The 25,452-nt window shown below is 37.6% G+C and carries 19 protein-coding genes; 7 read left to right on the top strand and 12 right to left on the bottom strand.

Translation table 11 applies throughout. The features are described 5' to 3' along the window. Nucleotides 1–52: 52 nt before the first annotated feature. Entirely contained in the window at nucleotides 53–1,621 is a 1,569-nt protein-coding gene (locus NEOC95_RS09710; RefSeq protein WP_166156114.1) for an Npt1/Npt2 family nucleotide transporter, read from the top strand. 753 nt (nucleotides 1,622–2,374) lie between these two features. Here NEOC95_RS09710 and NEOC95_RS09705 read toward each other — a convergent pair. Then, nucleotides 2,375–2,884: a CDP-alcohol phosphatidyltransferase family protein gene (locus NEOC95_RS09705; RefSeq protein WP_166157342.1), complete on the bottom strand. Its 510-nt coding sequence runs from the start codon at nucleotides 2,882–2,884 to the stop codon at nucleotides 2,375–2,377. 594 nt (nucleotides 2,885–3,478) lie between these two features. On the opposite strand from NEOC95_RS09705, the gene NEOC95_RS09700 reads away from it, so the two are divergent. Beyond that, a complete protein-coding gene (locus NEOC95_RS09700; RefSeq protein ID WP_166157339.1) occupies nucleotides 3,479–4,132 on the top strand; it encodes a glycosyltransferase family 25 protein in 654 nt (217 codons plus the stop codon). Between the two features lie 295 nt (nucleotides 4,133–4,427). Here NEOC95_RS09700 and NEOC95_RS01445 read toward each other — a convergent pair whose 3' ends face one another. The 4 genes from NEOC95_RS01445 to tsp form a co-directional block, all read right to left on the bottom strand. After that, nucleotides 4,428–4,790 (bottom strand): hypothetical protein, encoded by a 363-nt coding sequence (locus tag NEOC95_RS01445; RefSeq protein ID WP_166157336.1) that lies wholly within the window; start codon nucleotides 4,788–4,790, stop codon nucleotides 4,428–4,430. A gap of 341 nt (nucleotides 4,791–5,131) precedes the next feature. Beyond that, entirely contained in the window at nucleotides 5,132–6,226 is a 1,095-nt protein-coding gene (locus tag NEOC95_RS01440) for a mechanosensitive ion channel family protein (RefSeq protein ID WP_166157332.1), read from the bottom strand. A 37-nt stretch (nucleotides 6,227–6,263) separates the two neighbouring features. Then, nucleotides 6,264–7,790, bottom strand: coding sequence for a glutamate--tRNA ligase (gltX, locus tag NEOC95_RS01435; RefSeq protein ID WP_502710267.1), 1,527 nt, complete (start codon nucleotides 7,788–7,790; stop codon nucleotides 6,264–6,266). A 208-nt stretch (nucleotides 7,791–7,998) separates the two neighbouring features. Beyond that, a complete protein-coding gene (gene tsp / locus NEOC95_RS01430) occupies nucleotides 7,999–9,948 on the bottom strand; it encodes a tail-specific protease Tsp (protein WP_213151095.1) in 1,950 nt (649 codons plus the stop codon). 353 nt (nucleotides 9,949–10,301) lie between these two features. On the opposite strand from tsp, the gene NEOC95_RS01425 reads away from it, so the two are divergent. Next, nucleotides 10,302–10,730: a helix-turn-helix domain-containing protein gene (locus tag NEOC95_RS01425; RefSeq protein ID WP_042242021.1), complete on the top strand. Its 429-nt coding sequence runs from the start codon at nucleotides 10,302–10,304 to the stop codon at nucleotides 10,728–10,730. Between the two features lie 632 nt (nucleotides 10,731–11,362). On the opposite strand, the gene NEOC95_RS01420 is transcribed toward NEOC95_RS01425, so the two are convergent. Continuing rightward, on the bottom strand, nucleotides 11,363–14,338 hold the full coding sequence (locus NEOC95_RS01420; RefSeq protein WP_166157324.1) for an insulinase family protein: 2,976 nt from the start codon (nucleotides 14,336–14,338) through the stop codon (nucleotides 11,363–11,365). A gap of 277 nt (nucleotides 14,339–14,615) precedes the next feature. Here NEOC95_RS01420 and NEOC95_RS01415 point away from each other — a divergent pair, with 277 nt between their 5' ends. Beyond that, entirely contained in the window at nucleotides 14,616–15,467 is an 852-nt protein-coding gene (locus NEOC95_RS01415; RefSeq protein WP_166157321.1) for a CDP-alcohol phosphatidyltransferase family protein, read from the top strand. A gap of 222 nt (nucleotides 15,468–15,689) precedes the next feature. Here NEOC95_RS01415 and lexA read toward each other — a convergent pair whose 3' ends face one another. Next, nucleotides 15,690–16,310, bottom strand: coding sequence for a transcriptional repressor LexA (gene lexA / locus NEOC95_RS01410; protein ID WP_166157318.1), 621 nt, complete (start codon nucleotides 16,308–16,310; stop codon nucleotides 15,690–15,692). Continuing rightward, nucleotides 16,282–16,980 carry a phosphatase PAP2 family protein gene (locus NEOC95_RS01405; RefSeq protein ID WP_166157315.1) on the bottom strand — a complete coding sequence of 233 codons (699 nt, stop codon included), beginning with the start codon at nucleotides 16,978–16,980 and terminating at the stop codon, nucleotides 16,282–16,284. Before NEOC95_RS01405 ends, lexA begins: the two co-directional genes overlap by 29 nt. Before the next feature lie 919 nt (nucleotides 16,981–17,899). Here NEOC95_RS01405 and NEOC95_RS01400 point away from each other — a divergent pair. Beyond that, nucleotides 17,900–19,330 (top strand): DNA recombination protein RmuC, encoded by a 1,431-nt coding sequence (locus NEOC95_RS01400; protein ID WP_166157312.1) that lies wholly within the window; start codon nucleotides 17,900–17,902, stop codon nucleotides 19,328–19,330. A gap of 107 nt (nucleotides 19,331–19,437) precedes the next feature. Here NEOC95_RS01400 and NEOC95_RS01395 read toward each other — a convergent pair whose 3' ends face one another. Next, a complete protein-coding gene (locus NEOC95_RS01395) occupies nucleotides 19,438–20,703 on the bottom strand; it encodes an SH3 domain-containing protein (RefSeq protein ID WP_213151094.1) in 1,266 nt (421 codons plus the stop codon). A 204-nt stretch (nucleotides 20,704–20,907) separates the two neighbouring features. Further along, nucleotides 20,908–21,612, bottom strand: a complete 705-nt coding sequence (locus NEOC95_RS01390) for a hypothetical protein (RefSeq protein WP_166157306.1) — start codon at nucleotides 21,610–21,612, stop codon at nucleotides 20,908–20,910. Between the two features lie 339 nt (nucleotides 21,613–21,951). Between NEOC95_RS01390 and NEOC95_RS01385 the strand changes: the two genes are divergently transcribed. Together NEOC95_RS01385 and NEOC95_RS01380 are read left to right on the top strand one after the other, a co-directional pair. Further along, the gene (locus tag NEOC95_RS01385; protein WP_166157304.1) at nucleotides 21,952–23,250 is read left to right on the top strand and encodes a PhoH family protein; all 1,299 of its coding nucleotides are present in this window, start codon (nucleotides 21,952–21,954) and stop codon (nucleotides 23,248–23,250) included. Between the two features lie 237 nt (nucleotides 23,251–23,487). Next, nucleotides 23,488–24,108, top strand: a complete 621-nt coding sequence (locus tag NEOC95_RS01380) for an exopolysaccharide biosynthesis protein (protein WP_166157301.1) — start codon at nucleotides 23,488–23,490, stop codon at nucleotides 24,106–24,108. Nucleotides 24,109–24,534: 426 nt separating this feature from the next. Here the strand turns inward: NEOC95_RS01380 and NEOC95_RS09695 are convergent, their stop codons facing one another. Together NEOC95_RS09695 and NEOC95_RS09690 are read right to left on the bottom strand one after the other, a co-directional pair. Next, entirely contained in the window at nucleotides 24,535–24,879 is a 345-nt protein-coding gene (locus NEOC95_RS09695; protein WP_502710266.1) for a transposase, read from the bottom strand. Continuing rightward, the gene (locus tag NEOC95_RS09690; protein WP_502710265.1) at nucleotides 24,827–24,955 is read right to left on the bottom strand and encodes a transposase; all 129 of its coding nucleotides are present in this window, start codon (nucleotides 24,953–24,955) and stop codon (nucleotides 24,827–24,829) included. Before NEOC95_RS09690 ends, NEOC95_RS09695 begins: the two co-directional genes overlap by 53 nt. Nucleotides 24,956–25,452: the final 497 nt, after the last annotated feature.

The raw sequence follows: 25,452 nt of genomic DNA, 5'->3' as shown, positions 1-25,452 counted from the left end.
TTGAAAGGTATATCATCAGTTTGCTAAAATTTTTTATTTACAAAAGGTTGTAATGACTCAATTAGTTAACCCCGAGTTTGGCGCCCTTCGTTCTTTGGTTTGGCCTATTCACCGGCATGAGCTTAAAAAGATGCTGCCGATGCTTCTCATGCTGTTCTTAATATGTTTTAATTATACAATCTTGCGTAACATGAAAGATGCGGTGGTGATTACTGCCGCTGGGGCAGAGATCCTGCCATTTATTAAGGTATGGGCTCTTTTACCCATGGCAGTGGTGGTTACTCTTGTTTTTACTAAAATCTCCAACATTTTCAGTCAAGAACGTGTATTTTATATCATGATCTCGGCTTTCTTAATCTTTTATGCACTATTTGCTTTTCTTCTTTATCCTTTGCGAGAAGTTATAGAATTTAAACACAGCGCAGATTATCTTCAAAGCGTTCTTCCTACGGGTTTTAAAGGAATGATAGCAATGTATCGGCATTGGCTTTTAACTACCTTTTATGTGGGAGCAGAACTTTGGAGCACTGCTATAATGAGTGTATTATTTTGGGGATTTGCCAACGAGGTGACGCGTATTCATGAAGCCCGGCGCTTTTATGGAACATTTGGTATAGCTTCTAATTTCGCTGCAATAGCTGCTGGTCAGTTAGGCATCTATTGTTCTCAGCATATGGAATTTATAGGTAATGCTTGGGAAAAGTCAGTCATGATGCTAACCACCATAGTGATCATTTCAGGCATTATTACCATGTGCACTTTTAGGTGGATAAACCGTTATGTGCTGGTAGATCCTAGCTTCGATGATTTTCATATGAATAAACGTGAAATTAAGAAAAAAGGACGCTTAACCCTTCGCGAAAGCTTTTCTTATTTATCTAATTCCAAATATCTGATTTGCATTGCTATTCTAGTCGTCTCTTATAACCTAGTGATCAACCTCGTTGAGGTAGTATGGAAAGACCAGCTTAGGTATCTTTATTCCAGCCCAAAAGATTACAATACTTATATAAATAATTTAACTTCTATTCAGGGCGTAGTCTCAACCTTTGCCGCGTTATTTATGGCTAAGTTTATCAGCCGTTTTGGATGGACCTGTACAGCTTTAGTGACGCCGTTAACTATGTTAGTGACTTCAGCTGGCTTTTTCTGTTTTATGTTTTTTCAAAATCATCTTTCCGATACGGTAATCATGTTAACAGGGACTACTCCTTTAGCTATTGCTGTATTTTTTGGATCGGCCCAAAATTGTCTAAGTAAAGCTGCTAAATACTCTTTTTTTGACACGACAAAAGAAATGGCTTTTATTCCACTTAGCCATGAATGTAAGTTGAAAGGAAAAGCAGCTATTGACGGGGTGGGCTCTCGCCTTGGAAAATCAGGAGGATCCTTAATTCATCAGGGCCTTTTAATGTTTTTTGGAAATTTAGTCATGAGTGCTCCCTATGTAGCTTCTATTTTATTGGTAGTGATTATCTTTTGGTTTGTAGCTTGTCGCTCATTAGGTCGCCAGTTCAATGATCTAGTAAGATCTCAAGAAACACAGCAGGCAGATCAAGCACTTTCTGAACATGTACAAGCGCAGCCTACAGCCCCTAAAGCTATTGTAGTCTCAGGCTAATTCTCATAAGGGATCGCTAAGGTAGAAGACCCTCTCCTTAAATCTTTTTTAAGCTTTCTTGCTTTCAGAGCATCCAGCTGGAGTAAAATTTTTTCTAAATTTTTACCTTTAGCTCTATAATTACGTTAAAGAGACTAAATCTACCTATCCAGCCCTTGGAAAGATGTCTCTTTACTCAAGAAGATCTATAGAGCAAGCGATTGCATGAGGAGTTAACCGAAAGCATGGGAGAGGAGACCTTAACAAATTTTCTTTTGCCTTATTAATTGGCTTAACAGTAGCTTAATCATTAATAAATAATAGGCTTTCAAACTACTTCTTATGTGGCCCTATACTTTGTAAAATTGCTCCCCTTAAATAGAGAGGCATTTTTAAAAGGTTAGGTATGCAAACATAGTTTTTTCAAAGCGTATAAATCCAATTCTCCCTTAGAGGAGTTAAGTTATGAGTTTTAAAATTTTTTTTTATAATGTGTGCACGGATGAGGATATAACGAGGGTTTTAAAGCGCCCTCTTATATAAAAGCTTAGGAAAAAATCTGGCCACCTATAAAGAGGTTGTAGCTAATGTTTTAAGGCCAGCAATTTTTAAGCAAAGGTATTCTTCTTTAAGTTAGGAAAGATTTTTCTTTAACCGTCCGTAGCAAGAGAAAATTAAAAGTTACCAATTATTTTCTAAATCACAAAATCATTTATAGGTTTTAGCCTCTGATTACTTAACCGTTATTATTCCATGGCGTCCATAAGGCCAATTTTATCCGATTGTCTCTTTCTCTCTAGGGATGGTTAGTTCCACTAAAGATAGAAGCCCTAGTAAAATAAAAGTAATAAAAAATGGATCAGGAATTTTAGCTTGTAAGGTCAGCCCTACCAAAACAATAAACTGTAAAAAAGTAGTAACTTTGCCACACCAAATGGCTCGAAATTGATAGTGACCTAAACGCTTATCAAGCAGAAGATGTATTCCAAAAATTAATACGGCAATATCGCGACAAATCAAAGCGATAGCTTGCCAAAGCATTAATCGACCTTCGCCGATAAGAACACTGGCCACAAAAATTACAAAAAATTTATCGGTGGAGGGATCAAGTAAAGTGCCAAATTTGGTAGTGATTTTTTGGCGCCTTGCTAGATATCCATCAAGGCCATCACTAAGCATGGCTAGTAAGATCGCTATCACTCTCCAAAAAATATTTTCCTGTAAAAATAAAAAAGCTAAGGGTATACGACAAAAAGAGATTAAGTTAGGTAAAGATAATAGCATGCGTTGAACACTTTAAATTTCCCACTATTTTAGCCTATCTACTCCTTTTTGTATCAATAAAATCGCTTAAAAGATAGTTAAAAACAACCATTAGGCTTTTCTTAAGATCTTTTTGTAGATGGAGGAAGTAGATAATAGCTGAATTTTATAGAATAGGCTTGTCTGATGTTTTTAATAGTAAAGTGCTTAAGACTCCTCATAAAACTTTTCTATCAATTTAAAATTAATATTTTTATAAAGGTTTTTTAAGATGCAAGAAAGAGTAACCCCTGTTTTTTAGTCATGCCTGAGCTCTTAAAAAAATTATTGCCTCTTATCTAAAAAAGTGTGGCTCTTTTTTTTTAAAGCTGTAAGCTGGCTAAAAAATTATTGCCTGCCCTTTTTATCTTAAGGCGTGTATTTTGGAAACGCTAGAGGCTTTTTAAGGACTAAACTATTTTAACATTTTATCCTGGAAAAAATGCTTTAAACCAAAAATAATTAATAAATTGATCTTAGGATAGATCGCTAAAGAATATAAGCTTGCTTGGCATTATCTCTCTAAAGGCAATCTGCCTTAATAGCGTAGCCTTTAACTTTTAAAAATAAAAATTTATGCAGCTTTCTCCTATAGCCGTTATCAATCTGAAAAGCCATCCTGAACGGTGGATAGCTTGGGTTAAAGAGGCAGAGCGGATGGGCATCACTGATTATTCTCGTTGGGAAGCAATCGATGATTCTACGCTAACGCTTACCTCAGAAGTTCAGCAGCTGTTTATAAACAATGATTTTAATGGGCATCCCGGGGCCATAGGATGCGCTCTTTCGCATATACATCTTTGGCTTTATATGATTGAAAACAAAATACCCGAGTTAATGATTTTAGAGGATAACGCTCGCTTCAATAGCTCTTTTGAAATTCCAGAATTGCCTTTAGGATGGGACTTGTTTTATTATAATGGTCCTTCCGTTAAGGACATTTGTCCTTCAGGTGTTTCCCTTAACAATAAAATCATGATTCCTCAATGTTCAGAAGATTTACACTTTACCACCCTCAGCTATAGGCTAAGCTATAGTGGAGCTTGTAAACTGATGGGAAGGTTAAGAAAGATAGGTTTTAATAAGACCGTGGATGGATTCATGAGAGATACATTTGATCGTCTAAATGTTTTTTGTTATAAAAAATCAAGAGTCTATCCTGCCCATGAGTTAGAGTCAGATGTTAATCCAATATTCAAAAGTTTTTTTATAAGCCAGATAGATAAATAAAACAGGCAGCCTTTTTTCATGGGCTTATCTAAACAGGACTGGATTTCTTAAGTGTAATAGTGCAAGCTTTGAAGCTGAAAACTTAAAGATAAACAGCTGAATAAATTAAAAACTTATATGAATAAAGTGCTCATGCCACTTCGACTTAAAGAAAAGGGGAGTTAAAGATAGAGGCCTAGTAATATACCCGCATAGAGTAAGCGGAGCTTTATGAGAGGAAAGCGAGGGATTAATTTTCCCCGCTTTTCCTTGATAGAAGTAAAAAAGAATTTTATTCTTTAACTTAATCCTTGGATTATACCATCCCAGCAAAAACAACAAAAAAGCTAGCTAAGCTAGCTGAGGCCATAGCAATCAAAAATGAAGATTTGCAGGCAAAATCATTAGTTTTCTTGGCGGTATGCTTGAGCGAATTGTAACCTTGCTTAAGGAAATCCGCAAAAGTTTTGAAGGGGTTTGCCCATCCCTGCTGATCTGGCAAGGTTGGCAAGGGGATTTCCTGCTCATTTTCATTAAGAACAGCTCCTTCGTTTTCAAAGCCTTCTGTTTTGATGGCGGATGGATAGGCTTGCTGGCCATTTGCTTGGGAAACCTTTAGCAAGTCCAATGCCTCCTTCTCTTGATATTCTTGCTCTATCTCTTCCTGCAACTTCACCATGAAATTTTTTAAGAAAACTAAAGAGGCGGTTTAATTTTAAAATAGCCTATTTAGCGTGATTAGTTTTTTATAAATCGCACAATGTGCCATTTTACTACTTTTTAATGAACTCCAGCTATTGACTGGTCAGCTTAAGCTCTCTAGGATAGGCGACCTGAAAGCCTTGAAGGGCTGTTGAATAGCCTCTCTTTTATCGTTATAGCAAGGCTAAATTAAAATCAATTTGTGGATGGGGATAAAATATTGAGGCCTTATTAGTTAGCCCGCCAGGTTTTATTCATGGAAATATTTTTTAAAAGCTAGCCGGGGGACTACTCTCCCCCTTTTGAAAGGCAAGAACTTCATACTTCTGTATAAAGCTGACGTGAGGTTGGGAAGGCAATTTCTGCACCATGCTTATTTAAAATATTATAGATAGAAAATAGGATTTCTTGCTTTGCTTGAATGTAGCTTCTATGATCGATATCTAATAAATAAGCGGAAATATGAATATTAACAGCGTAGCTGCCAAAGCTCTCTAAATTAACCGTCGGGCCTAACCTTCTATCGACGTGGAAATGGTCAACAAGCATTGTTGTTATATCACTGATGATATGCCGAGCGACAGGCATATCACTGTAGCGAATTCCAATGGTTTCATCAAATTTGCGATGGCTCATTCTAGCTGGGTTCATCACGACCACTTTGGAAAACATAGAATTTGGAATATAGATAGGGCGCTTTTCAAAGGTACGTACACGTGTCATATACCACCCAATTTCTTCTACATTTCCTTCCACCTTGCGCTCAGGCAGGTTAATCCAGTCTCCCACCGTAAAAGGTTGGGTAACGTAAACCATTAAACCGCCAAAAAAGTTAGCGATCATTTCTTGGGAAGCAAAAGCAATTGCAAGACCGCCAACCCCTCCAAAGGCAATTAACGTGTTAATATTCTGGCCTGTTATCTCTAATACCGAGAGAGCAGCAAGAAATAAAATGATAATAGTCCACATTTTATTAATGACATCAATTTTTCCCGAATCGATAGGCTGATCATGCTTGAGGCTTTGCAAATGCATATTGAAAATAATGGCTTTTTTCCAGCGCATAAGAAACCAGGCGATGGCTGAAACAAGGCCAATAGAAAGAACTTTAGGCAGGTTGGAAAAAATGGTACCCTCAAACACACGGTGACTGATTAAATCAATAAGCTGAAAAAAGGCATAAAACCATATATAAGCACTTAAGGGGCGATAAAAAGATTGAACAAAGCTATCTTTCCAAATTTGATTAGTTCTTTCAAAATAGAGGTGTAGCTTCTCTAAGCCGCGTCTGGCAAAGAAATTAATAATTAAAACGAGCAATACAATTCCTATTGCTTCCAGGATCCATTTATAAGTCCCATCCATGGTAAACGATAAAATAGAATGAAAGATGTTCACAAGTTCTAATAGCATAGTTTCCCTCATTGGCTAATAGCTGATCGAGTTCTCTTTAACTAATTTCCGGCAATTCAATAAGATGCCTAGCATCTTTTTGCTGCCAAGCTTTTTTTAATGTATCCATTTTCTTATTAGAAATACCACCTAGGAATTCAATAGATTCTAAAAGTCTAGCACGGGTGCGATCTTTTCCCAATATAGCGACAGAATCAAATAAAGGAGGACCTTGTAGCTTTCCCATTAAGCTAGCAAATAAAAGAGGCATAATGGTTTTCTTATGGTTTACCCCGAATAGCTCTGCCATACTCCTTGAAGCCTGGTTTATTCCCGTACTTCCCCAATTTTCATTTTCGTCCATGTACCATATTATCCCCTGTAAAATCAGAGGAGCTTGATGATAAGTGATTCCTTTAACAGTAAAAATCTCTACGGTGTATTTGAGATGATTAATAAAGAAAAAATCACATAATTCCATAAATTCGCCGAAAGTCTTAATACGTGAATGGCATAAAGGCATTAATTTTTGCATATATTCATCACTAAAATTCCATTGACGTAATCTTTCCCATAGCTTGTTCTCGGGGATATTCTTTATAAGATACTGTTGGTTGATCCAGGCCAGCTTTTGCACATCGAATATGGCTCCCGATACCCCAATGCGCTTATAATCAAATTCTTGAATAATTTCGTCTAAAGCATAAATTTCTTTATCACCAGGCATGCTATAGCCCATCAATGTCATGAAGTTAACAAAGGCTTCTGCTAGGTAACCAGAATCCCGGTAATAAAAGATAGAGGTAGGATTCCTACGCTTAGATAACTTTTTTCCATCTCTTCCTAATAATAAGGGCATATGCATAAAAGTAGGTGCTGCCCAGCCAAAAGCTTCATACAGATAAATATGCTTAGGCGTTGAGCTCATCCATTCATCACCGCGGATTACATGGGTGATTTTCATAAGATAATCATCTACCACGTTTGCTAAATGATAAGTAGGAAACCCATCAGATTTAAGAAGAACTTGATCATCGATATCGGCCCACGGACAAGTGATACGGCCTTTAATATGATCTTCATACACACATTCCCCTGTTAAAGGCATTTTGAGACGGATAACATAGGGAAGATTTTGAATTTCCCGCTGATGAATTTCTTCCGCACTTAAATTGCGGCACCGGCGATCGTAACCTTGTCGGCTCCCCAGCTTTGTTGCCAATTCACGCATTTCTTCTAGATCTGCTGGCGTACAAAAGCATTTATAAGCTCGCCCCTTGTCGACAAGTTCATAGGCATATTTTTTGTAGATTTCGAAACGCTCGGATTGGCGGTAAGGACCATAAGGGCCTCCTATATCAGGACCTTCATCCCATTGGATGTTACACCACTGTAAGGCTGTATAAATGTTTTGCTCATATTCAGGACGGCTACGTGAGCGATCAGTATCTTCAATACGTAAAATAAATTTTCCTTGATGATGGCGGGCATAGATGAGGTTAAAAAGTGCCATGTAGGCGGTTCCAACATGGGGATCGCCTGTAGGAGAAGGAGCTATGCGTACACGAACAGTCATTTCTAAAATCCTTATTAAGTTAATCTATGATCGAAAGACTATTTTCCTTGATTGGCCCATAGAATTCAAGGGAAACTAGATGATCGAAATAGAGGAAGATGAGGGATACACCTCTTAGAAGTGCCCATTAAGTAAAGAAGTGCTAAATTTAATATAAACCCCGCCCTCTAAGCTGGAGCTATAGCAAATATTTAGTAATTTTAAGTGGTTTAAAGGATTATTGCATGAGAAGAATTACATCTTTCATTACATTATAAGCCTCTGTTAGCTGTAAGTCATTTTGACCAAACTCTGCCGGCTCCTCTTCATCAGCAATTTTTTTCTTTTTTAATTCCTTCAAAAAATTTTGATAATTAGGATTTTTTTCGATGCGATACTTAGCATTTTTGCGGAGTTGCTCCATAAAAGGTTGATAGGTATTTAGGCGAGGCTGTAGGTCATAACTGTAAAACATACGAAGCTGTTCTCTTTGAAAAAAAGGAACATCAGAAAGATCATCATTAAAGTTAGATTTTATTTGATCGTTCTCCAAAGGGTATTTGGCATACTGTTCTCCTAATTCCATTTCCGCTAAAGGTCCAGGGATTACAATATCTGAGGTGACTCCGGTCAATTGGGGCGTACGCCCGGAGACTGTGTAGTAGCGGCCTCGTGTAACTTTGTACTCGCCTTGGGGATTGACTGCATGGTTTTGAATAGTAGTGTTAAGAGTAAAGGTTTGAAAAGAACCTTTTCCGAAAGTATGATCATCTCCTACGATCATAGCGCGCCCATAATCTTGCAAAGTCCCGGCCACAATTTCAGAGGCAGAAGCGCTTGCTCGGTTGGTTAGGACCACTAAAGGGCCTTCCCAAACGCTACGTCCTTCTAATGCGCGTAAATGCTGGATTTTACCTGTATCGTCTTTGATAGAAACTACAATTCCTTTGGTAATAAAAAGGCCAGTAACCTCAACTGCTTGGGAAAGCAAACCACCTGAATTAAAGCGCAAATCAAGAATCACTCCTTTGACATGCTGCTCCCTTTTAATTTTTTTAAGTGCCTCAGCTAAATCACTTGCTGATGAGCTTTCCGGATCTTGATAAAAAGAGTAGAGCTTTAGATAAGCGATGACTCCATCCCCAAATGGCTCATAGGAAGATTCATAACGCGTGTCTTTTAGAACCACTTCTCCACGGTTAAGCGTTACATCTAGTTTTTCTTCTTTTATCTTATCTTCATTTTCAGGTGCTTCTCGAATCACTGTTAAAGTTACGGGGCTGTTTTCTTCTCCACGAATGAGCTCTACGGCATCCGCGATGTCTAGGCCCACCACAGATTCACCATTTACAGCGATGATGCGATCTTTAATTTTAAGCATTTTGTTTTCTGCCGCGGGACCTCCTTCAATAATTTTAATAATGCTAAAACCATTTAGATCATCTCTTAGTTGGGCTCCAATCCCAAAAAGACGCTGTTGTACATGAATCATGAACTGGGCTGCCTCATCGGGTGTAAAATAGGCAGTATGGCTATCTAAGGCAGAAGCAGTCGCTTTAAGAATATTGGCTAGTAAGAATTGCTCGTGTTTTAAAGTGTTTGTGTCTAGAATATCTTCTTCGTATTTTGCTTGACGTTTCTGGATGCGTTTAAGGGTTTTATCTTTTTGAGCAGGAGTTAATTTTTCCGAAGCCTCTATTTGCAAAGCTTTTATTCTTTCTAACCTAGCTAAAAGCTCTTTTTCTGTATGTGTCCATTTCATCTCTTTAAATTCATCTGTGCGTACCTGCTTAGGAAGGTTGCTTATATCAATTTTTTCTTCCAATGCCTGACGACGCTTAATGGCTTGAATCATGATCTGGTGAATTTGTTCAAATTGGCTAAAACTATTGCGATGATAATCTTGCAGAATCTGATCGAGTAAATGGCTAGAAGGATGTAACCATTGAGCAATATCAGATTCAATGAAATAACTTTTATTAGGATCAAGTATTTCGAGGTAGTTGTTTAAAGTTCTTTCAATGAGAACAGGTGTAAGCTCTTTATGAGAAGCATGCGTTTTCATAATTTCATTCAGCTTGGCTGATAGTATAGCAGGAGTTAAATTCGGTAATTTGCCTTCTGCTACTGAGAGGAAAGAGGTTAACAAATATAATAACAAAAATATGGCCTTTTTAACCCCAGACATCCTTTTCTCCTGATAAAAATCTAAAAATCCATTATAAAGGCTCGGCTTCTTTATTTCTATTTGTTTTTAACGCCTTGAACCTTAGCTGCCATGAGGTAAATAGCTAATAAAAAAAATTTAAATTCTATGTAAAGAAAAGCTTGATTTCAATTCTTTTTTATGCAATACTTTTGCCTTAAGTTAACGAATTTTAAGGCCTTTTTAGAAAACATTAAAATATAAGTCTCTGAAAATGTGAGCCAAGCCTCTTAAATTATTTAAGAGGTAGGCGCAGATGATCGCAAGACTAAAGAAAAATATCATAAATATATTTATCACAAATTATTAAACAGAAAATTTTGGAGATTAAAACCATGACCAAACCTAAGGATAATCAGAAGTTTGAAAATAAGTTGGTTTCAATTACCGAAGCCGCCAAACTTAACAAAGTAACGCGCCAAGCTATCTATGTGGCCATTAAATTAAATAAATTGAAAGCTAGCAAAGAAACTACCCGTTGGACAATCCATTTAGATGATCTGGAAGCTTATCGCAAGCAAAAGTATTCTCGTTCTAAATCTACTTTTAATGGTGAGTTGTTGTTTGATAATAATAAAGGATACTATTCGGTTAATCAGGTAGCTAAGATGCTGAGTGTCCCAGCGCAAAAGATCTATTATGCCACCCGTGTAGGTATGTTAAAAGCTCAACGTAAAGGTGCGGCATGGGTTATTCATGCACAAGACATGAAACAGTATGCCGAATCAGCTCTTAAAAAGAAAAATATCCGAAAAGCTGTTTAATTTTGCATCTTTTCAAAGGTATGCTCTAAAAAGTCTAGGTTATTCTCTACCTAGGCTTTTTATTATATGCTTTAAAAAGCTTAGTCTACATATTCAACTCTTTAAAAGGAGCCTTTCTACTTAACGATCAGGGTCTTCACAAAGTATCGGGCTGCATAAGAAGTAGCTAAAAAACCTATTATCTTCGATAAAAAGTCTTAAATTTTAAGCATGCTTTATACCCATCAATCTTTCGACTAAATTATCCTATGCTTTAGGATAAGCCGCTTCTTGTGTGATAAGCCGGGAATTTATAGTTTTCCTATGGCCGCACCTCTTAAATTAAAACCCTAATTTTTTTAAAGCCTCTGATTTAAATAGCTGCTCAAAATCTTTCCTCTATCTAATAAAATAAAAAAAGAAATAAATTTAAAATTCAAGCGATCAGTTTAAAGCTTAAAAAGCTGATTCTCTTTTTCTTCAGTTTTCTACTTGTTCCCCTATAAAATTTTGGTCATTTTAACTTAAGCTTGCAATAAGCGGGCAGAAAGCGTTCTTCACTTACTAGCTAGAGCTCATCTTATTTAATAGGCTTTTATCCTCGATTCATTAAGCGCCCGAGGCTGAATAGAGAATGCTAGAACAAGAAAACCTTAAATCGTCTCAATTTGCAAGAGAGAATGATGATGCTCAGCTAATAAAGCATTTTCTTTTTCCAGAAGCTCTTTTCCTGCAAAAGCAATCGTTGCTCCCTTTTGCCAGTTAGGAGCAATAAAAGTTCTTACCGCCTCTATGATCTCTTGTTTTGTTAATGTTAAAAGTTTAGCACGGAAGGCTTGCCGAACAGCTGCAGTTTTTCCTTCTCTTAGCCAGCTATATGCCAAATCAGCACGGCTGCCAGGGGAGATAGGGGCGTCCATTGCTTGAATCATTTCTAATTGAGCCTCTACTATGTCCTCTTCATCAAATTGTCCTTGAAGAATATGATTAATTGAGGCTTCAAAAGCATTCAATGTGCTAAAAATATTAGGATCTCGATATGAATAAAAATAGAAATTACCAGCCATTGCATTGCTGACAGCTCCTCCCCCATAGGCTCCTCCTTGTTCACGAATGCTTGCATGTAAAGTTAAATTATCAAATAAAAAGGCCGCAATGCTTAGAGCAGGCGCATGCTCATGAATATAAGGAACTGTGTTGAAAACTTTGCTAATGAAAGCCACAGGCGCAGAAATCGTGCGTCCCTGAGAAGCGATGGGAGAGAGGATGAAGTCTCCTTTCCAAGCTTCATAAGAATGAAGTGGCATATCTAGAAGACCATAAAAATTCTGGGCTTTAATCTCCGCATAAATTTTAGCATCGCAAGAAAGCACTAAGTGGGGTTGGTCAGTGGCTAAAAGCTTGTCTTTCATTTCTATAAGCTTTGCAATTAAGATTTCTTTATGGAGTTCAAAATTCAAGGCTAGCTCTTTGATTTTCCAAAAGTATTCTAGCCCATACCAGTGATTAGAAATATGAGAGGGTATACTAAGTCCTGCCGCAGAAAGATTAGTAGCATAGCGAAGAGAATTTTGGTTGATAGAGCTTTCTAAGGTTGTATAATGTTTTTGCAGAATTTCTTTCAAACGGGGGAGATCTTTAAAATCGGTAGAGCTAGCCATCTCCTGAAGAAGCTGAAAAAGCTGGGGTATTTTACGATAAAGAGCTTTCCCTTTTAGCGATAAGGTAGGTGATATTTTATTAAAGTCGTGGGCTTGAATGTTAAGAGATAGAAAACCATTTATTCCTCCTATATGAGCCTGGATGAATTCAAGATTTTCCATGTAATTTCTTCCACCACATCCCATTTGAGGCAGCAAAAGGGCAAAGAGGCGTGCGTAAAATAAATCCGCCTCTTCAATATTGGGTAAATTAAAAATTAGATCTGCATAAAGGATGCGGTTTGTAAAGCAAGAATGAGTGAATACTTGGAAATTGCCTATCCTTTCTTGGTTTAATAAATAATCTTTACCATGTACAGGAATATCTTCTAAAGAAAGCTTGGGCAAAATATCTAAACATGCTTCCTCTTGGTCTTTTTGGAAAGCGGAAAGTTCTTTTGCTTGTTGCAATAGATGTTCTATCTCTTTAGCTGATAAAGATTGATGAATTTTATTTAGAACGGCTCTTTCTTGGTCCAGCTCTTGAGCTTCAAGCTCTTTGCTAGGCTCTAATATAAGGCGAACATAATGAGGGTTATCAATAAAATATTTGCGAATTAAGTTAGTTAAATAATGAGGGTTATCGATAAGATGCTGCCTTAGTCTGTCGAAAAGTGTATGAATCATAAGCCCTTCTTCTGGCTTAGCGCCGTGCTGTTTTAAAAGGGCTGCACGCATAAAAAGGGAGAGTCCGAAAGGAGATTGATCACCTGTGATTTCGCTACGGAAAAATTCTAACTGATGCATGGCATTTTCTATCGAATTTAAAGAAATTCCTTCCCTCGTAATTTCTATTAAAGTGTTTTTAATAAGGTTTTCTATTGTGCCTGCGCATTCAGGTTGGCAGCCTTTAAGAATGATTATAAAGGGTGCTTCGTGAACGTCTGTGTCTATATAGGCACTAGCCGTCTTGCATAAACCAGACTTTAGCAAGGCCATTTTTAAAGGAGACGCGTCCGTATCCATCAAAATAATTTCTACAATACTAAGCGCTAACAGTTCATGCTGCTCTAAAATGTGGCAAGTCAGCCATCCTAGCGCAAGCATCGTTTTATTTTCGGTGGGTTCATGGGAGGCAAGGGGATAAAATTCATGTACATAGTGGGGAGTAGAAAAACGAGGTTGGAAAGGAATGGGAGGTAAGGGAGAAGCTTTATTAGCCAATCTCAAAGTATGCTGAGTAATAAAATCTAAATGTTCCACAAGCGGTAAATTGCCGTAGAAGAAAAATAGGCAGCGACTGGGGTGATAATATTTTTGATGAAACTCTACCAGCTCATTATAACTCAAAGAGGGGATAATTTTTGGATCGCCACCTGAATTATATCCATAAATGGTATTAGGATACAGGGCTTGATTTAAAGCTTCACCTAGGCGAGACATCGGTGAGGCCATTGCTCCTTTCATTTCATTAAATACTATTCCTTTATATTCTAAAGGAGAGTGGGGATCTGTAGGATTGCTAAATTCAAGGCGGTGCCCTTCTTGTAGAAAGCTAAAGTATTTAAGGTTAGGTTTAAATACTGCATCGAGATAGACTTCTAAAAGATTATAAAAATCTTTAGGAACTTGAGAAGCAGCGGGATAACATGTAAAGTCCTGACCTGTAAGGGCATTCATATAGGTGTTGAGGCTCCTACGAGTCATCGCAAAGAAGGGATCTTTGACTGGAAACTTTTCTGACCCACATAAAACAGTATGTTCTAAAATATGAGCCACCCCATTAGAGGAATTGGGAAGCGTTTGAAAAGATAGACAAAAAAGGTTTTCAGGATCTTCATTTCCCAAATGCATGATTTGGGCGCCGGTAGGCGTGTGTACTAGCTCAGTTAAAAAACATTGAAGTTCGGGAATTTCTAGAGCTTTTGTAACTGTAAAATCAAGATATGTGTCCGCGACATGTTTAAGAGAAGGAGTTTTTTTTGCCATAGAGGGGCCTATAAATTTAAAGGTTAATAACCTTCTTGAGAGCCTATTTTATTTAAAGAGATGTTAAAAATGACCTAGGTATACCAGATTTCTACTTATAGCGCCAAGAGGCAAATTGCTTAGTAAAGTGTAATAGGTAAAAATTTATTTTTATGTAAATGCAAGAGAAAGAATGATGAATAGGTAGACCTTTGCCTGTTTATTGCGGATAAACTTTTCGTGCTGTACTTGTAGTCTTTTTTTTTGTACTATGACTTTCCTATTATTGGGTTCATCTATGAAAAAAGTTTATCTGTTGCCTAATGTAATTACAGCCTTTGGCTTAACATGCGGTCTTTTTGTAATATTTAAGATTAGCATGATAACTCGTGGTGAAGTCTCTGTGCAAGCCTTGACGGAAGCGGCGGCTATCCTTCTCTTAGCAGCTTTTGCTGACTTATTAGATGGGGCTGTTGCTCGCGCGATGAAAGCGCAAAGCGAATTTGGAGGGTTGTTTGATTCGTTGGCTGATGCCATTACTTTCGGAGTCTGTCCTTCAGTTATCATTCTTAAAAGCTTAGCGTTATCTCCTGGCACCGAGCTCTCCTTTTTCCTTACCACCGGAGCCATGATTTATACAGTATGCGGAGTTTTGCGTCTCGTGCGCTTCAGTGTTCACAACCGCCCAAGCCCTGCTCTTAATGTTGGCTTCACTTTAGAAGAGAAACCAAAGAACTTTACAGGCCTGCCCATTCCCGCAGCGGCAGCAGCGGCAGTCTCAGGAAACCTCTTTTTAATATCCGAAGAATTCCATCATTTCATTTCCATAGAGGAAATAACCCGTGCATGGATTCTATTTTTTATGATGATTACTATCGGCTATTTTATGGTTAGCCGATGGAAATTTCCAAGTTTAAAAAATTTGCATATGCGTGTAGCTACTTTTCAAGTGGTGTTTTTTACTGTGGTGGCAGCTGTTTTCATTATTTATGGACTTTTGACCCATTTTTCTTTAGTTTTCTTTGCTTTATCTTGGATTTATTTGATCGTAGCCTGGGTATTATCGCTAGCAAGAATTATTGCAGGCAAAAAAGCTAAAGCTCTAGAGGATTACGAGCCGGAACCCGAAGAAGAGGAGGATGAAATCTAGTTTAATAAATTTTAGGTATAACTCGCTAAATTTATACTTTTTTTTAGAAGAGATAAAGTTTATTTACTGGATTGGCAAAGACCTTTTTACTCACGATTCTTAGTTATATAAAGATATTCAAGCTGCCAGGCAGTGTAATAGGTTCTTTGATTGCGGTTAGCGCTCACATCTGTTTATCAATTAGCTTGTTTTTCATCATAACTTTGAGGATAGGAAAACTTTTTAAAAATTTTTTCTAATAACCGCTACTACCACGCCTTGAACCATGATATCATCTTCCCTTAAGATGACAGGGTGGTTGTGAAGACTACGACTGACTAAGCGGACATAAACATCTTCTAGAAAATATTTCTTTATAATGACATCATTTTGGTTTAAAAGAGCTAACACTGTTTCTCCTGCCTGAGCTTCTTGGCGTGCTTCTACCACTAAATAATCCCCATCAGCCAAAAGTTCTTCCACTAAGCTATCTCCTCTCACTTTAAGAATGTAGGTGGCTTCAGGCATGGTAATCAAAGAGCTAGGCACTTCAAAAGAAAGACTTTTAGGGAAAGTCTCAATAGGTTCTCCGGCAGAAATGTACCCAATGAAAGGTAAGGATAAGCTAGTGAAATCCTTTTTTGTTGGATAGTCATGAAGTAAAGAAAGTGAGCGCCTGCTCTTTTTTTTTGACTCCAGCAAGCCTTTGCTCTTTAAAATAGTAATGTATTTGTACACTGTGCCTAGAGAAGTAAAAGAGAAGTGCTGCATAATTTCTCGATAGCTGGGGGCATAGTGGTGCGTTTGAAGATAGGTTTTTATATAGCTCAATAATTCATACTGTTTCTTTGTCAAACTTTTCATCTGCTATCCGTTGCTCAAATATCAACCAATCAAAAAAGAGAGCTGTCCACCACATAAAAGCTGCTGCAAAAATAACATCAGTAAAAAAGTGTCCTCCCTGGGCCATACGGGTATAGCCTAGCAGAGCTCCTAAGATCACAGAAGTGAAAGTACCCCACCAATAAAGCCAACGCTGCCTTAGCCGCCGCCCTATAAGGGTAAGCGACAAGAAAACGAAACCCATCGAACAATGGCCACTGGGAAAAGATTTAGAAGGTTCAGGTTGATGGAAGAAATTAGGTTGGTAAAAAGGTCTAAAATGCTGGAGGCCACCAAATTCTTCAAGCTGCTTAGGACGAGGGCGACCCCAATGTCCCTTTAGCGATAAGTCTACAATAATGCCAGCTCCTACAATCATCGTTAAAAGGGGAATAAGGGCATAAGGCCGCCAACATTTCCAGAAGGGATGAAGGTAGGATAAAACCAAAAATAATAAAGCAAATAAAGTTAAGATCCAGCCTGGAACCATTCCATAAGAATAAAGAAAATTTAAAAAGCTATTAGATTGAAAATGGCCGTTAGCAAAAAAATAGCGTGCCACTGCCAAATCAATGGTAGAGCTAAAGGGGGTTAGCAAAAGAATAGAAATTAAGGGAATAAGCCATAAAGAGCGTGTAGGAGAGTGTAACATAAAATAATTTTTTATTGCTATTCTACCTAAATTTCTTACAATACATCAATCACTTTTTATCTAAATAAAAATTTACTGAATATTGATTACTGCTTTTTTATCTGTTTACTCAATTCTTAAATGTTAAAAAATTCTAAAAAATTGAAATATTTAGAATAAATAGAATTCATGGAGATTAAAAAGATCGCAGTATACAAGGCTCTATTTTTAGCTAGCTATCAAAAGGGATAGCCTTAATTACAAGAGATTAGCCTTTTGAGGAAAAACTTTTTCATCTCCTATCTGATAAGCTTTGTACAAGCTCTCTTCAAATTCCTTTAGGTATTAAAGTAAAATCATGAAAGTAATGTCTTGATAAATCTCATAGTTTGAAGCGCCATGCATTTTTTTATCAACAAAAGCTTTCTTTCTTGGTGAGCGCTTAAAAACTCCTGTGTCGTCATCTGATAGGTAATCCCTTAGCCCATTCGACTGCTAAAAAATAGCCATGATGACCACGTATACAAGGAAATTTTGGCAAGAAACTCATAGGAGTGCTAGAAGGGCAATAAGCTGAACTGCTTTGCCTTCTAGATAGCTTGCAGGCTGTTTTTTTTACTCTGATAATTACATGATTAGGTGAGCCTTTATAGATCCTTAGAAAAATGTATGTTTTTATTTAAGTAACAATAATGTTAACTATCTAGTATAAAATCCCTCTTTAAAGGCCGTCCAGATGTGATGACTGCTTGCCTAGCATCATAAGGCTAGGAGGGGAAGATAGAGTGAATGTAGGCCTTTACGTGTGTGTGATTGCCTCTTTGCTTAATCGATTTATTTGCCAATTTAAATTCGAGCAAGGGAACAGTTTTATCGCAATTTTTTCTTTTGAAGTGCTAGGATAGGAGCATTTCATTTAGTTTGAGGGGAGGTTAAGCCAATGGATTATCTGGTAGATGGGGTACTAGCGCTGGTAATAGGCGTCTTAGGGGTAAGTTTTATTTGGACGCTTTTAAAGTGTAAAGATAAACAGAGCGAAAAGGCTTTATGGATGGAAAAATGCCGAGTGCTAGAACAACAGGGGCGAGAATGGCGAGAGAGCTTAGAAAGCAAAGAAATACAGCTCCAAAATTATCGCGAAGAAAATAGCTTTCAAAGAAGTAGAATTGCTGAATTGGAAATGCAATTAACTCATCAAGCTCAGCAAATGCAAGAAAAGCTTGAACTTTTAGATCAAGCTCAGCAAAAATTTACTGATACCTTTAATGCTCTGTCAGCAGAGGCTCTAAAATCAAGTTCCCAGATGTTTTTGGATTTAGCTGCTGCTCGTTTTGAAAAATTGCAAGAGGGGGCTAAAGGAGATTTAAAAATGCGTGAGGCAGCGATTGACGAGCTTGTCAAACCCATCAAAGAGAAACTAGAGAAATTTGATAGCAAGATTGAAGATTTAGAAAAATCCCGTGTTTCAGCTTACGCTACTCTCACTGAGCAAGTAAAAAGCTTATATACTGCTAATGCACAGCTACAGCAAGAAACGGCAAATCTAGCAAAAGCATTACGTATGCCTCATGTGCGAGGGCGCTGGGGGGAAATTCAATTACGACGGGTCGTAGAAATGGCTGGAATGGTTGAAAAATGTGACTTTTTGCAGCAAGAAAGTTCTACCCACGATGAGCGTCGTCTAAGACCTGATCTTATCATTAATCTACCCAATAACAAGCAGATCGTAGTGGATGCAAAATCTCCTTTGCAAGCTTATTTAGAGGCTTTAGAGATGCCTAACGAAACGGATAAAATCATGAAGTTAAAAGAGCATGCTAAACAGGTCCGTACTCATATCAATCAGCTTTCTGCAAAAGCTTATTGGGACCAATTTCAGCCAGCACCTGAATTTGTGGTACTTTTTCTTCCGGGCGAAACATTTTTTAGTGCCGCTCTAGAGCACGATCCTTCTTTAATCGAACATGGAGTAGATCAGCAGGTTATTTTAGCTACCCCTACTACTTTGATAGCATTGCTGCGGGCCGTCGCTTATGGTTGGCGGCAAGAGCTGATTGCCGAAAATGCCCAGGCGATTAGCCAATTAGGCCGCCAGTTGTATGATCGTTTGCAAGTGATGAGCGAACATTTTGAAGATGTAAGAAAAGGCTTAAGTAGAGCTGTAGAAGCTTATAATAAGACCGTAGGTTCTTTTGAGGGTCGAGTGCTAGTGACGGCTAGGAAGTTTAAAGATCTGGGAGTGGGTGGACAGAATGAAATTGAGCTACTTGAAACTGTAGATTTAAAGACACGGAGGTCGACAAATCAGCCAACAAATATTGCGGAGCTTGAGGAGAATCCTTTACAAACGCGTTTATCTGTCAATGAGTAAAAAATGATAAACAGACGGATGTTTTTTCAATACCTTAGAAGTTTTATAGAAAAGAAAATTGGCCTCAAGTAATGAGGCGCCTTTCAGCGCCTTAATAAATAGGCTTTCTACTCTATCGAAAGAACAAAGTAGGCAGGATAGGCAAAGTCATTATTGTTTCGAGGAGAGGCTTTTAAGGTAATGTCTCGACCTAAATAGTTTTGCAGGTTTACTTGCGTACTGTAAAGATAAGCCATAGGAATCTGGGTAGTTGGATTTAAAAGCACAAAGTCGCCTGGTTTGTTACGGACAGATCGATCATAAGGTTGAATGATGCCTTTTATTGTGCTGGCTTGCTGCTGCTGTTCATCATAATAAGCCGAGATAGGCTGATTATCATGCATTTCTGCCCATGTTTCATATAATTGATTTTCTACTGGCAGCCATGCGCTCATTTTATCAGCACTATAGCTACTTGAAGTTACCGAGGAACTACTAGGAAGCTTGGGTTGGCTAGCTTGTTCTAGCTCAGCTATTCTTTGCTCTTGTAAAGCCACTTTGCTAGAAAGTGTCTTGTTATGAGTGTGGAGCTGCTCGGCATGGGTGGAAAGATTCTCTAGATAATAAATCTTTTTCTGTAAATAATCTTCTTGGATAGTGGCCAATAATTCTCTTGCTCTACCTTGGATTTCTGGAAAGTCGGAGTAAGTGTTAATTATTTTATTAAGATCCTCATTGATTTTCTCTAGGTTAATCTGATTCCATGGCTTAAGGAATTCTTGCTGACTTTGAGTAAGTGTACTTTCAAGTAGGCTGATCCCTTCTTTGCGTTTATGATTTAAAGAGGCTTTTAAATCAGCATTGCCTATTTTTTCTATATATTCTTTAGCAATGTAAAAATGTGTAGAGGCAGGGGGGGTAATCTCTAGCCATTTATTATTAAGAGCGCTAATTTGGCCATTAACTTTGTCACCCGTTTGAAGTTGGGCAATAACAGGGGCATCTAGATGAGGCTCTAGGCGTACATTCACACGGTTTCCTTCAATTGTATTATCTAATACATAAGTGCGAAAAACATATCCTTTAAGGTCTTCAGGTGCTTTTAAAGCATAAAAATCATCCCTTTCTCCTACAACAATCCATAAATCTCCTTTATTGCTTTCACGTAAAATAGGTGCTTCTAAATTAGGTTGAAGGCGGATTCTTACCTTGTTTTTTAGAGTACGTCCTGTAAAAGCTGTAAAAGGTTGTGCGGTGGCAGAAGAATCTGGATTGAGATTTGATTGGAGGTAAGGGGAAGAAGAGGATGTTTTTTCTAAGTCGCTATGAACAGGCTGGCTGAGACATTGAGCAAAGAAGAAAGTTGCCAGCAAGTATGAGGCTGCTTGATTCATCAGTTAGCTCCTAAAAGTAATAGTTATAGATAAAAATTTTATGGACTAGATCAAAAATTGTCAAGGAAGTTAGGAGGTTTAGATAGGATTAATGCATCAGACAATGTTTTCTTTAAGGAGAAAGAAAAAATAGCGCGATGCATTAATTGAAGTGTTGGTGGGCAAAAGAAAAATGAGGGTTTAGCTAGGAAAAATAATAAGTTTTTAACTTTTAAGGACAGCTACTATATGCTCGCAGCTTGATTTTCCACAGGTGCATCCCACAGGATGGCCCAAATAGACTCTATAATTTTCTTGCGTATCTAGCTTGTTAATCACATTAAATAGCTTATCACCTGCTTGGGTCACATCCCATTGTTGGAAGACGAGTTCTTCCTCTTTAACTTCCTCTTCTTCTGAGCCCATTGCTGTCATTGCTTCTGGTTCCACGGCTACATTGATTGTGCGCACAATTTGGCAATGAAGACAATTACAGTCTAATTCTGCTTTAGGCAATACATTTAGCTCTTCTGGAGAAATGATTTTAGCGATAGCTGCAATTTTTTCTAAAATCTGTTTGGGAATATCAGGAGCATCGCGTTGGGCGGGATTATGAATCAAGGGATTGCCCATACCATCGATAGAACCAATTCCTAGCTTAAAAGGTACTTCGCCTTGGTCGGTATTCAACATAGCTTGAGATAAATTAGGGTCACTCTCCTCTTGAGGATCAATAAATTTTTCTAAATATTCAGCATGGGCACTAAAAATTTGCTCAATTACTTCTCCTTTAAGGTTAGGAATGTTAATTGATTCGCCGCCCATTAAAGTGATGACTAAAAAAGGGCCTTTCATTTGGAGCGATTTTACATGCCTCCAGCTAGTCGAAATATAAGGGGGGATGCTTAATATTTTATCATTAATTTTCATCCTGATACCTCACTTATTAAAAATAATGTAATAATCTTTAATTATACTCATACCATACGATAAAAGAAAATACAAGTCAAGTGTTTTTTAGCAGTCAAAGCTGTTAAGTGCTGAATTAATGTGTAATTTGCTGATAGAGAGCAAAATAGGTAAGAGATGAGCTCCTTAAAAGAAAAAGAATATATTAAAAAATATTAATTTTTTACTTTTTTCTTCCCATTCCTTATCTTAATATCTAAGAGACCTGCCTTACAGAAAAGTAAAATTTTCCTGTTTTTCTTTTTTGTTCAAGTCGAAAAGATAATTTGCTACTGATTTATCGCAACAAGGAGATCGAGTATGCTCTCGAAAACATTTGTTCTTGATACTAACGTTTTATTGCATGATCCCGAAGCGATCATCAAATTTCCTGGCCAAAATGTAATTATCCCCGTCACTGTGTTAGAAGAATTGGACAAAATGAAGCGTTTGCCAAGCGATTTAGGACGTAATTCACGTGCGGTTTTTCGCTATTTAAGTAATCTAAATACTATAGGTGCGGGAAACTTGCATGCCGGCGTTACTTTAGATAACCAGGCAGTGATACGCATCCAGGTCGAATTTAAAACCGATTATTCTTATAACTTTGCTCTTTCCAATAATGATAATAAAATTATTCTAGCTGCTTTCTTTCTAAAAGAGAAGGGAGAGAACGTTGTATTTGTTTCTAAAGATTTTGCTGCCCGTATTAAAGCCGAAGCCATTGGTTTAGAAACAGAAGATTATGAAAATTTAAAATATTGCTATGCGTCCATGTATAAGGGTTTACGGCGGATAGAAATGCCTAAACATGCTATTGATGTGTTTTACAAAGATGGAGCTATTCAGATAGATGCCGAAGATTTACAGCCTAACGAGTATTGTATTTTTTCTTCCCCCGAGCACTCATCAGGGGTTGGTAAGTATAATGCAAAGCGAGGGATAATCGAGCCCCTTATAAAAGCTAATAATCTTTGGGGAATTAAACCTCTTAACGTAGAGCAAAGATGTGCGATTGATGCCCTTTTGCGAGATGAAATTAAATTGGTTTCACTGATCGGGCAAGCAGGGACGGGAAAAACCCTTTTAGCATTGGCTTGCGGCTTACGTAAAGTATTTGATGAAGGAACTTATACGCGCATTCTTGTTAGCCGCCCTGTGATCCCCCTTGGGCGTGACATTGGGTATCTTCCAGGCACTAAGGAAGAGAAGCTATTAAATTGGATGCAACCTATCTATGATAATCTAGAATATCTCTGTGATTCTGTAGGAAGTGAGCCTAGCGAAACTTTGCGGTGGGTGATGGAAAGCAAAAAGATTGAAATGGAAGCGGTTACTTATATAAGGGGACGTTCTTTGCCAAAGATGTATATCATTATTGATGAAGCTCAAAACCTTACTCCCCATGAAGTGAAGACGATTGTTTCTCGTGCAGGAGAAAACACGAAGGTTATTTTAACAGGAGATCCTACACAAATTGACAATCCTTATTTAGATAAGGATTCTAATGGCCTTAGCTATGTGGTGGGACGCTTTAGCAATCAGCAAGTTTATGGGCATGTATTTATGGAGAAGACAGAACGCAGTGAATTGGCAGCCCTTGCAGCTGAAATTTTATAATCACTACGCGCAAATAAAAGTTTTCAAGCCCATTTGATCTGTTACCAAAAGCTCTCCTTTTTAAGTAAACAGCGAATAGAGCAGAAAAGACAAAAGCGGCAGGGGAAGAGCAATGTTTTCTCATCCTTAGATGAAAATCCTTTAATTCAAATAAAGAGGATAAAGGGTGATAAAGTTGATAGCTCCATACGCAAGTTTTTATTCTGAATCCTACAACCAGCAATTTTACAGAGCAATATGTTAAAAAAATGTTCCTCTTTAGCTGAAAAGCTCGAGCATTTATTGAACCAAACACATTCAGAAGAGTTATCGGTCCAGAAAATTATGGATCATTTGGCCGATCAAGGTTATGCTACCTTGTTAATTGTGTTGAGTCTTCCTTTTTGTAGTCCCATGCAAATTCCTGGGCTATCCACTCTTTTAGGATTGTTAATCCTTTTAATAGGTTTAAGAATAGCGTTTGGAGATAAAGTTTGGCTTCCTAAGAGATTATTGCAAAAAAAGATCCCCTTTTTGTTTGTAAAGAAGGTGATGTTCTATGTGCTTAAAATAGATACTAAGCTTGGCTTTTTGATTTCTACCCGGTGGATAGGGCTAGTAAAAAATCGTTATTTACATATCATCCACGGACTGACCATTGCTATTTTGGCTTTTTTTCTATCTTTACCCCTTCCCATTCCTTTGACCAACTTATTAGCAGCTTTACCCCTTCTAGCCTTTGGCCTAGCATTTTTAGAAGATGACGGCTTTTTCATCCTTATCGCCTATTTTTTCGCCTTTATTTGCCTGCTGAGCTTTGCTGCTATTATTTGGTTTGGAATAGATTGGCTGATTGTATGGAAGAAATATATTTTTTAGCGTGGGCTATTTAGAAAAAATTTTTTTAGGGACGCTTAGAAGAAAAGCAAGGCTTTAAAATTTCTCTATTCCCTTTAGCTTTTCAATCAGAATAGGCAAGTAATTAACGGATTGGAGGGGGGTACAAGAGGTATTCAGAACTTTTGATTAGCTAAAAGCTAATATTCACTTAATACGCTTTATAAAAACTTAGTCTGCATACCCAACCTTCTGAAAGATGTCCTTCTGCCTAACAACAGGGACTTTATAGAGTACGTGACTGCATAAAGAGGAGATTAAAAGCGTAACCTTATTTTTAGTGGAAAACTCATAATTCAACGCGAGTTATCGGATAAGAAAACACTCTAAGGCTGCTTCAATTATACCTAAACTGTAAGCCAGCTCATTAACTTTTGCTTCTCCATGCAAGTCAATTGAATGCAGGACTTACAGGGCTCGTAAGCATAGGTCACTATTCCGCTGATTAGATTGGCAAAAAAATTCCAAGGGCTGCGCTGTCGGTGATGTTCGATTTGACAAGAGTTTTTTCAATTTATTGTTAACGCTTTCAATGATGTCTCGCTTTCTTAATAAAATCTTATCTACCCAAGACATTAGCTTGTTTTTCATATTCCTTCTAAGCCTAGTTTCTAAGCCCTTGTCGTAAAGCTTGATAAACAATAGGGGGAGATGTATTCCTTGCCGGCAAACATTTTGCCAAAAATGTTTTTTAGACAGACTACAAACAGGGACTTGAGTCTTCACATTTCCTGGCGTTAACATAGTAAGCAAGAATTTTTCCTTTATCATTAATAATAAAATGTAGTTTGGATCCATAGAAGTACCTTGTAGAAGTTTTCCTCTTTATGCTGTTTTTTAAAAACTAGGAGGGGAGTGGATACGGTGCGTATGACATACTCTCAATAGAATAGAAGCGATAGGAAATGCCTATACACTCTCTTTAAGCAAGCTTGTGAATAAACAAAAAGTGGAACTAAGCATGTTTCCATTAAAGTGATGAACTTATGATAGAAAGGACAGGAGGAAAATATTTCTTCCGCGAGGGAATGACTTGTCGAATATATTAATCTTTAAACTTTGTATAGCTCTTGTATGAAACATGACGACAATAGTCACCGCTTCGCTTAGTAATAATTTTGGCCTTCTATTTCTTTTATTGCTTTTTCCAATGAGTGGTTTTTAAGTGGCCTTCAACCCATGTTGTGTGCCATTCAATCTCCGGTTGTTTACGAAACTTACCTTATCGCAAAAAATGGAGATTAATCGGCCTTGTTGCGTAAATGACCTAATAGTTGGTCTGTTTAAAAGCTTATCAAGTTAGTACCCATTGTCCTTTGGGCATTC

Source organism: Neochlamydia sp. AcF95, from assembly GCF_018342455.1.
In the GTDB taxonomy this organism is placed as follows: Bacteria; Chlamydiota; Chlamydiia; order Chlamydiales; family Parachlamydiaceae; genus Neochlamydia.
The sequence above is the reverse complement of the archived record's forward strand: the minus strand, read 5'-3'. Positions and strand labels throughout refer to the sequence as shown.

Bases quoted from the DNA above. Each gene is read 5' to 3' on its own strand.
- NEOC95_RS01380 (WP_166157301.1), top strand. From the start codon at position 23,488: ATGTTAAAAAAATGTTCCTCTTTAGCTGAAAAGCTCGAGCATTTATTG.
- NEOC95_RS01440 (WP_166157332.1), bottom strand. From the start codon at position 6,226: ATGCTATTAGAACTTGTGAACATCTTTCATTCTATTTTATCGTTTACC.
- NEOC95_RS01415 (WP_166157321.1), top strand. From the start codon at position 14,616: ATGAAAAAAGTTTATCTGTTGCCTAATGTAATTACAGCCTTTGGCTTA.
- NEOC95_RS01400 (WP_166157312.1), top strand. From the start codon at position 17,900: ATGGATTATCTGGTAGATGGGGTACTAGCGCTGGTAATAGGCGTCTTA.
- NEOC95_RS09705 (WP_166157342.1), bottom strand. From the start codon at position 2,884: ATGCTATTATCTTTACCTAACTTAATCTCTTTTTGTCGTATACCCTTA.
- NEOC95_RS01390 (WP_166157306.1), bottom strand. From the start codon at position 21,612: ATGAAAATTAATGATAAAATATTAAGCATCCCCCCTTATATTTCGACT.
- NEOC95_RS01385 (WP_166157304.1), top strand. From the start codon at position 21,952: ATGCTCTCGAAAACATTTGTTCTTGATACTAACGTTTTATTGCATGAT.
- NEOC95_RS01395 (WP_213151094.1), bottom strand. From the start codon at position 20,703: ATGAATCAAGCAGCCTCATACTTGCTGGCAACTTTCTTCTTTGCTCAA.
- NEOC95_RS01405 (WP_166157315.1), bottom strand. From the start codon at position 16,980: ATGTTACACTCTCCTACACGCTCTTTATGGCTTATTCCCTTAATTTCT.
- NEOC95_RS01425 (WP_042242021.1), top strand. From the start codon at position 10,302: ATGACCAAACCTAAGGATAATCAGAAGTTTGAAAATAAGTTGGTTTCA.
- NEOC95_RS09700 (WP_166157339.1), top strand. From the start codon at position 3,479: ATGCAGCTTTCTCCTATAGCCGTTATCAATCTGAAAAGCCATCCTGAA.
- NEOC95_RS01420 (WP_166157324.1), bottom strand. From the start codon at position 14,338: ATGGCAAAAAAAACTCCTTCTCTTAAACATGTCGCGGACACATATCTT.
- lexA (WP_166157318.1), bottom strand. From the start codon at position 16,310: ATGAAAAGTTTGACAAAGAAACAGTATGAATTATTGAGCTATATAAAA.
- tsp (WP_213151095.1), bottom strand. From the start codon at position 9,948: ATGTCTGGGGTTAAAAAGGCCATATTTTTGTTATTATATTTGTTAACC.
- NEOC95_RS01445 (WP_166157336.1), bottom strand. From the start codon at position 4,790: ATGGTGAAGTTGCAGGAAGAGATAGAGCAAGAATATCAAGAGAAGGAG.
- NEOC95_RS09710 (WP_166156114.1), top strand. From the start codon at position 53: ATGACTCAATTAGTTAACCCCGAGTTTGGCGCCCTTCGTTCTTTGGTT.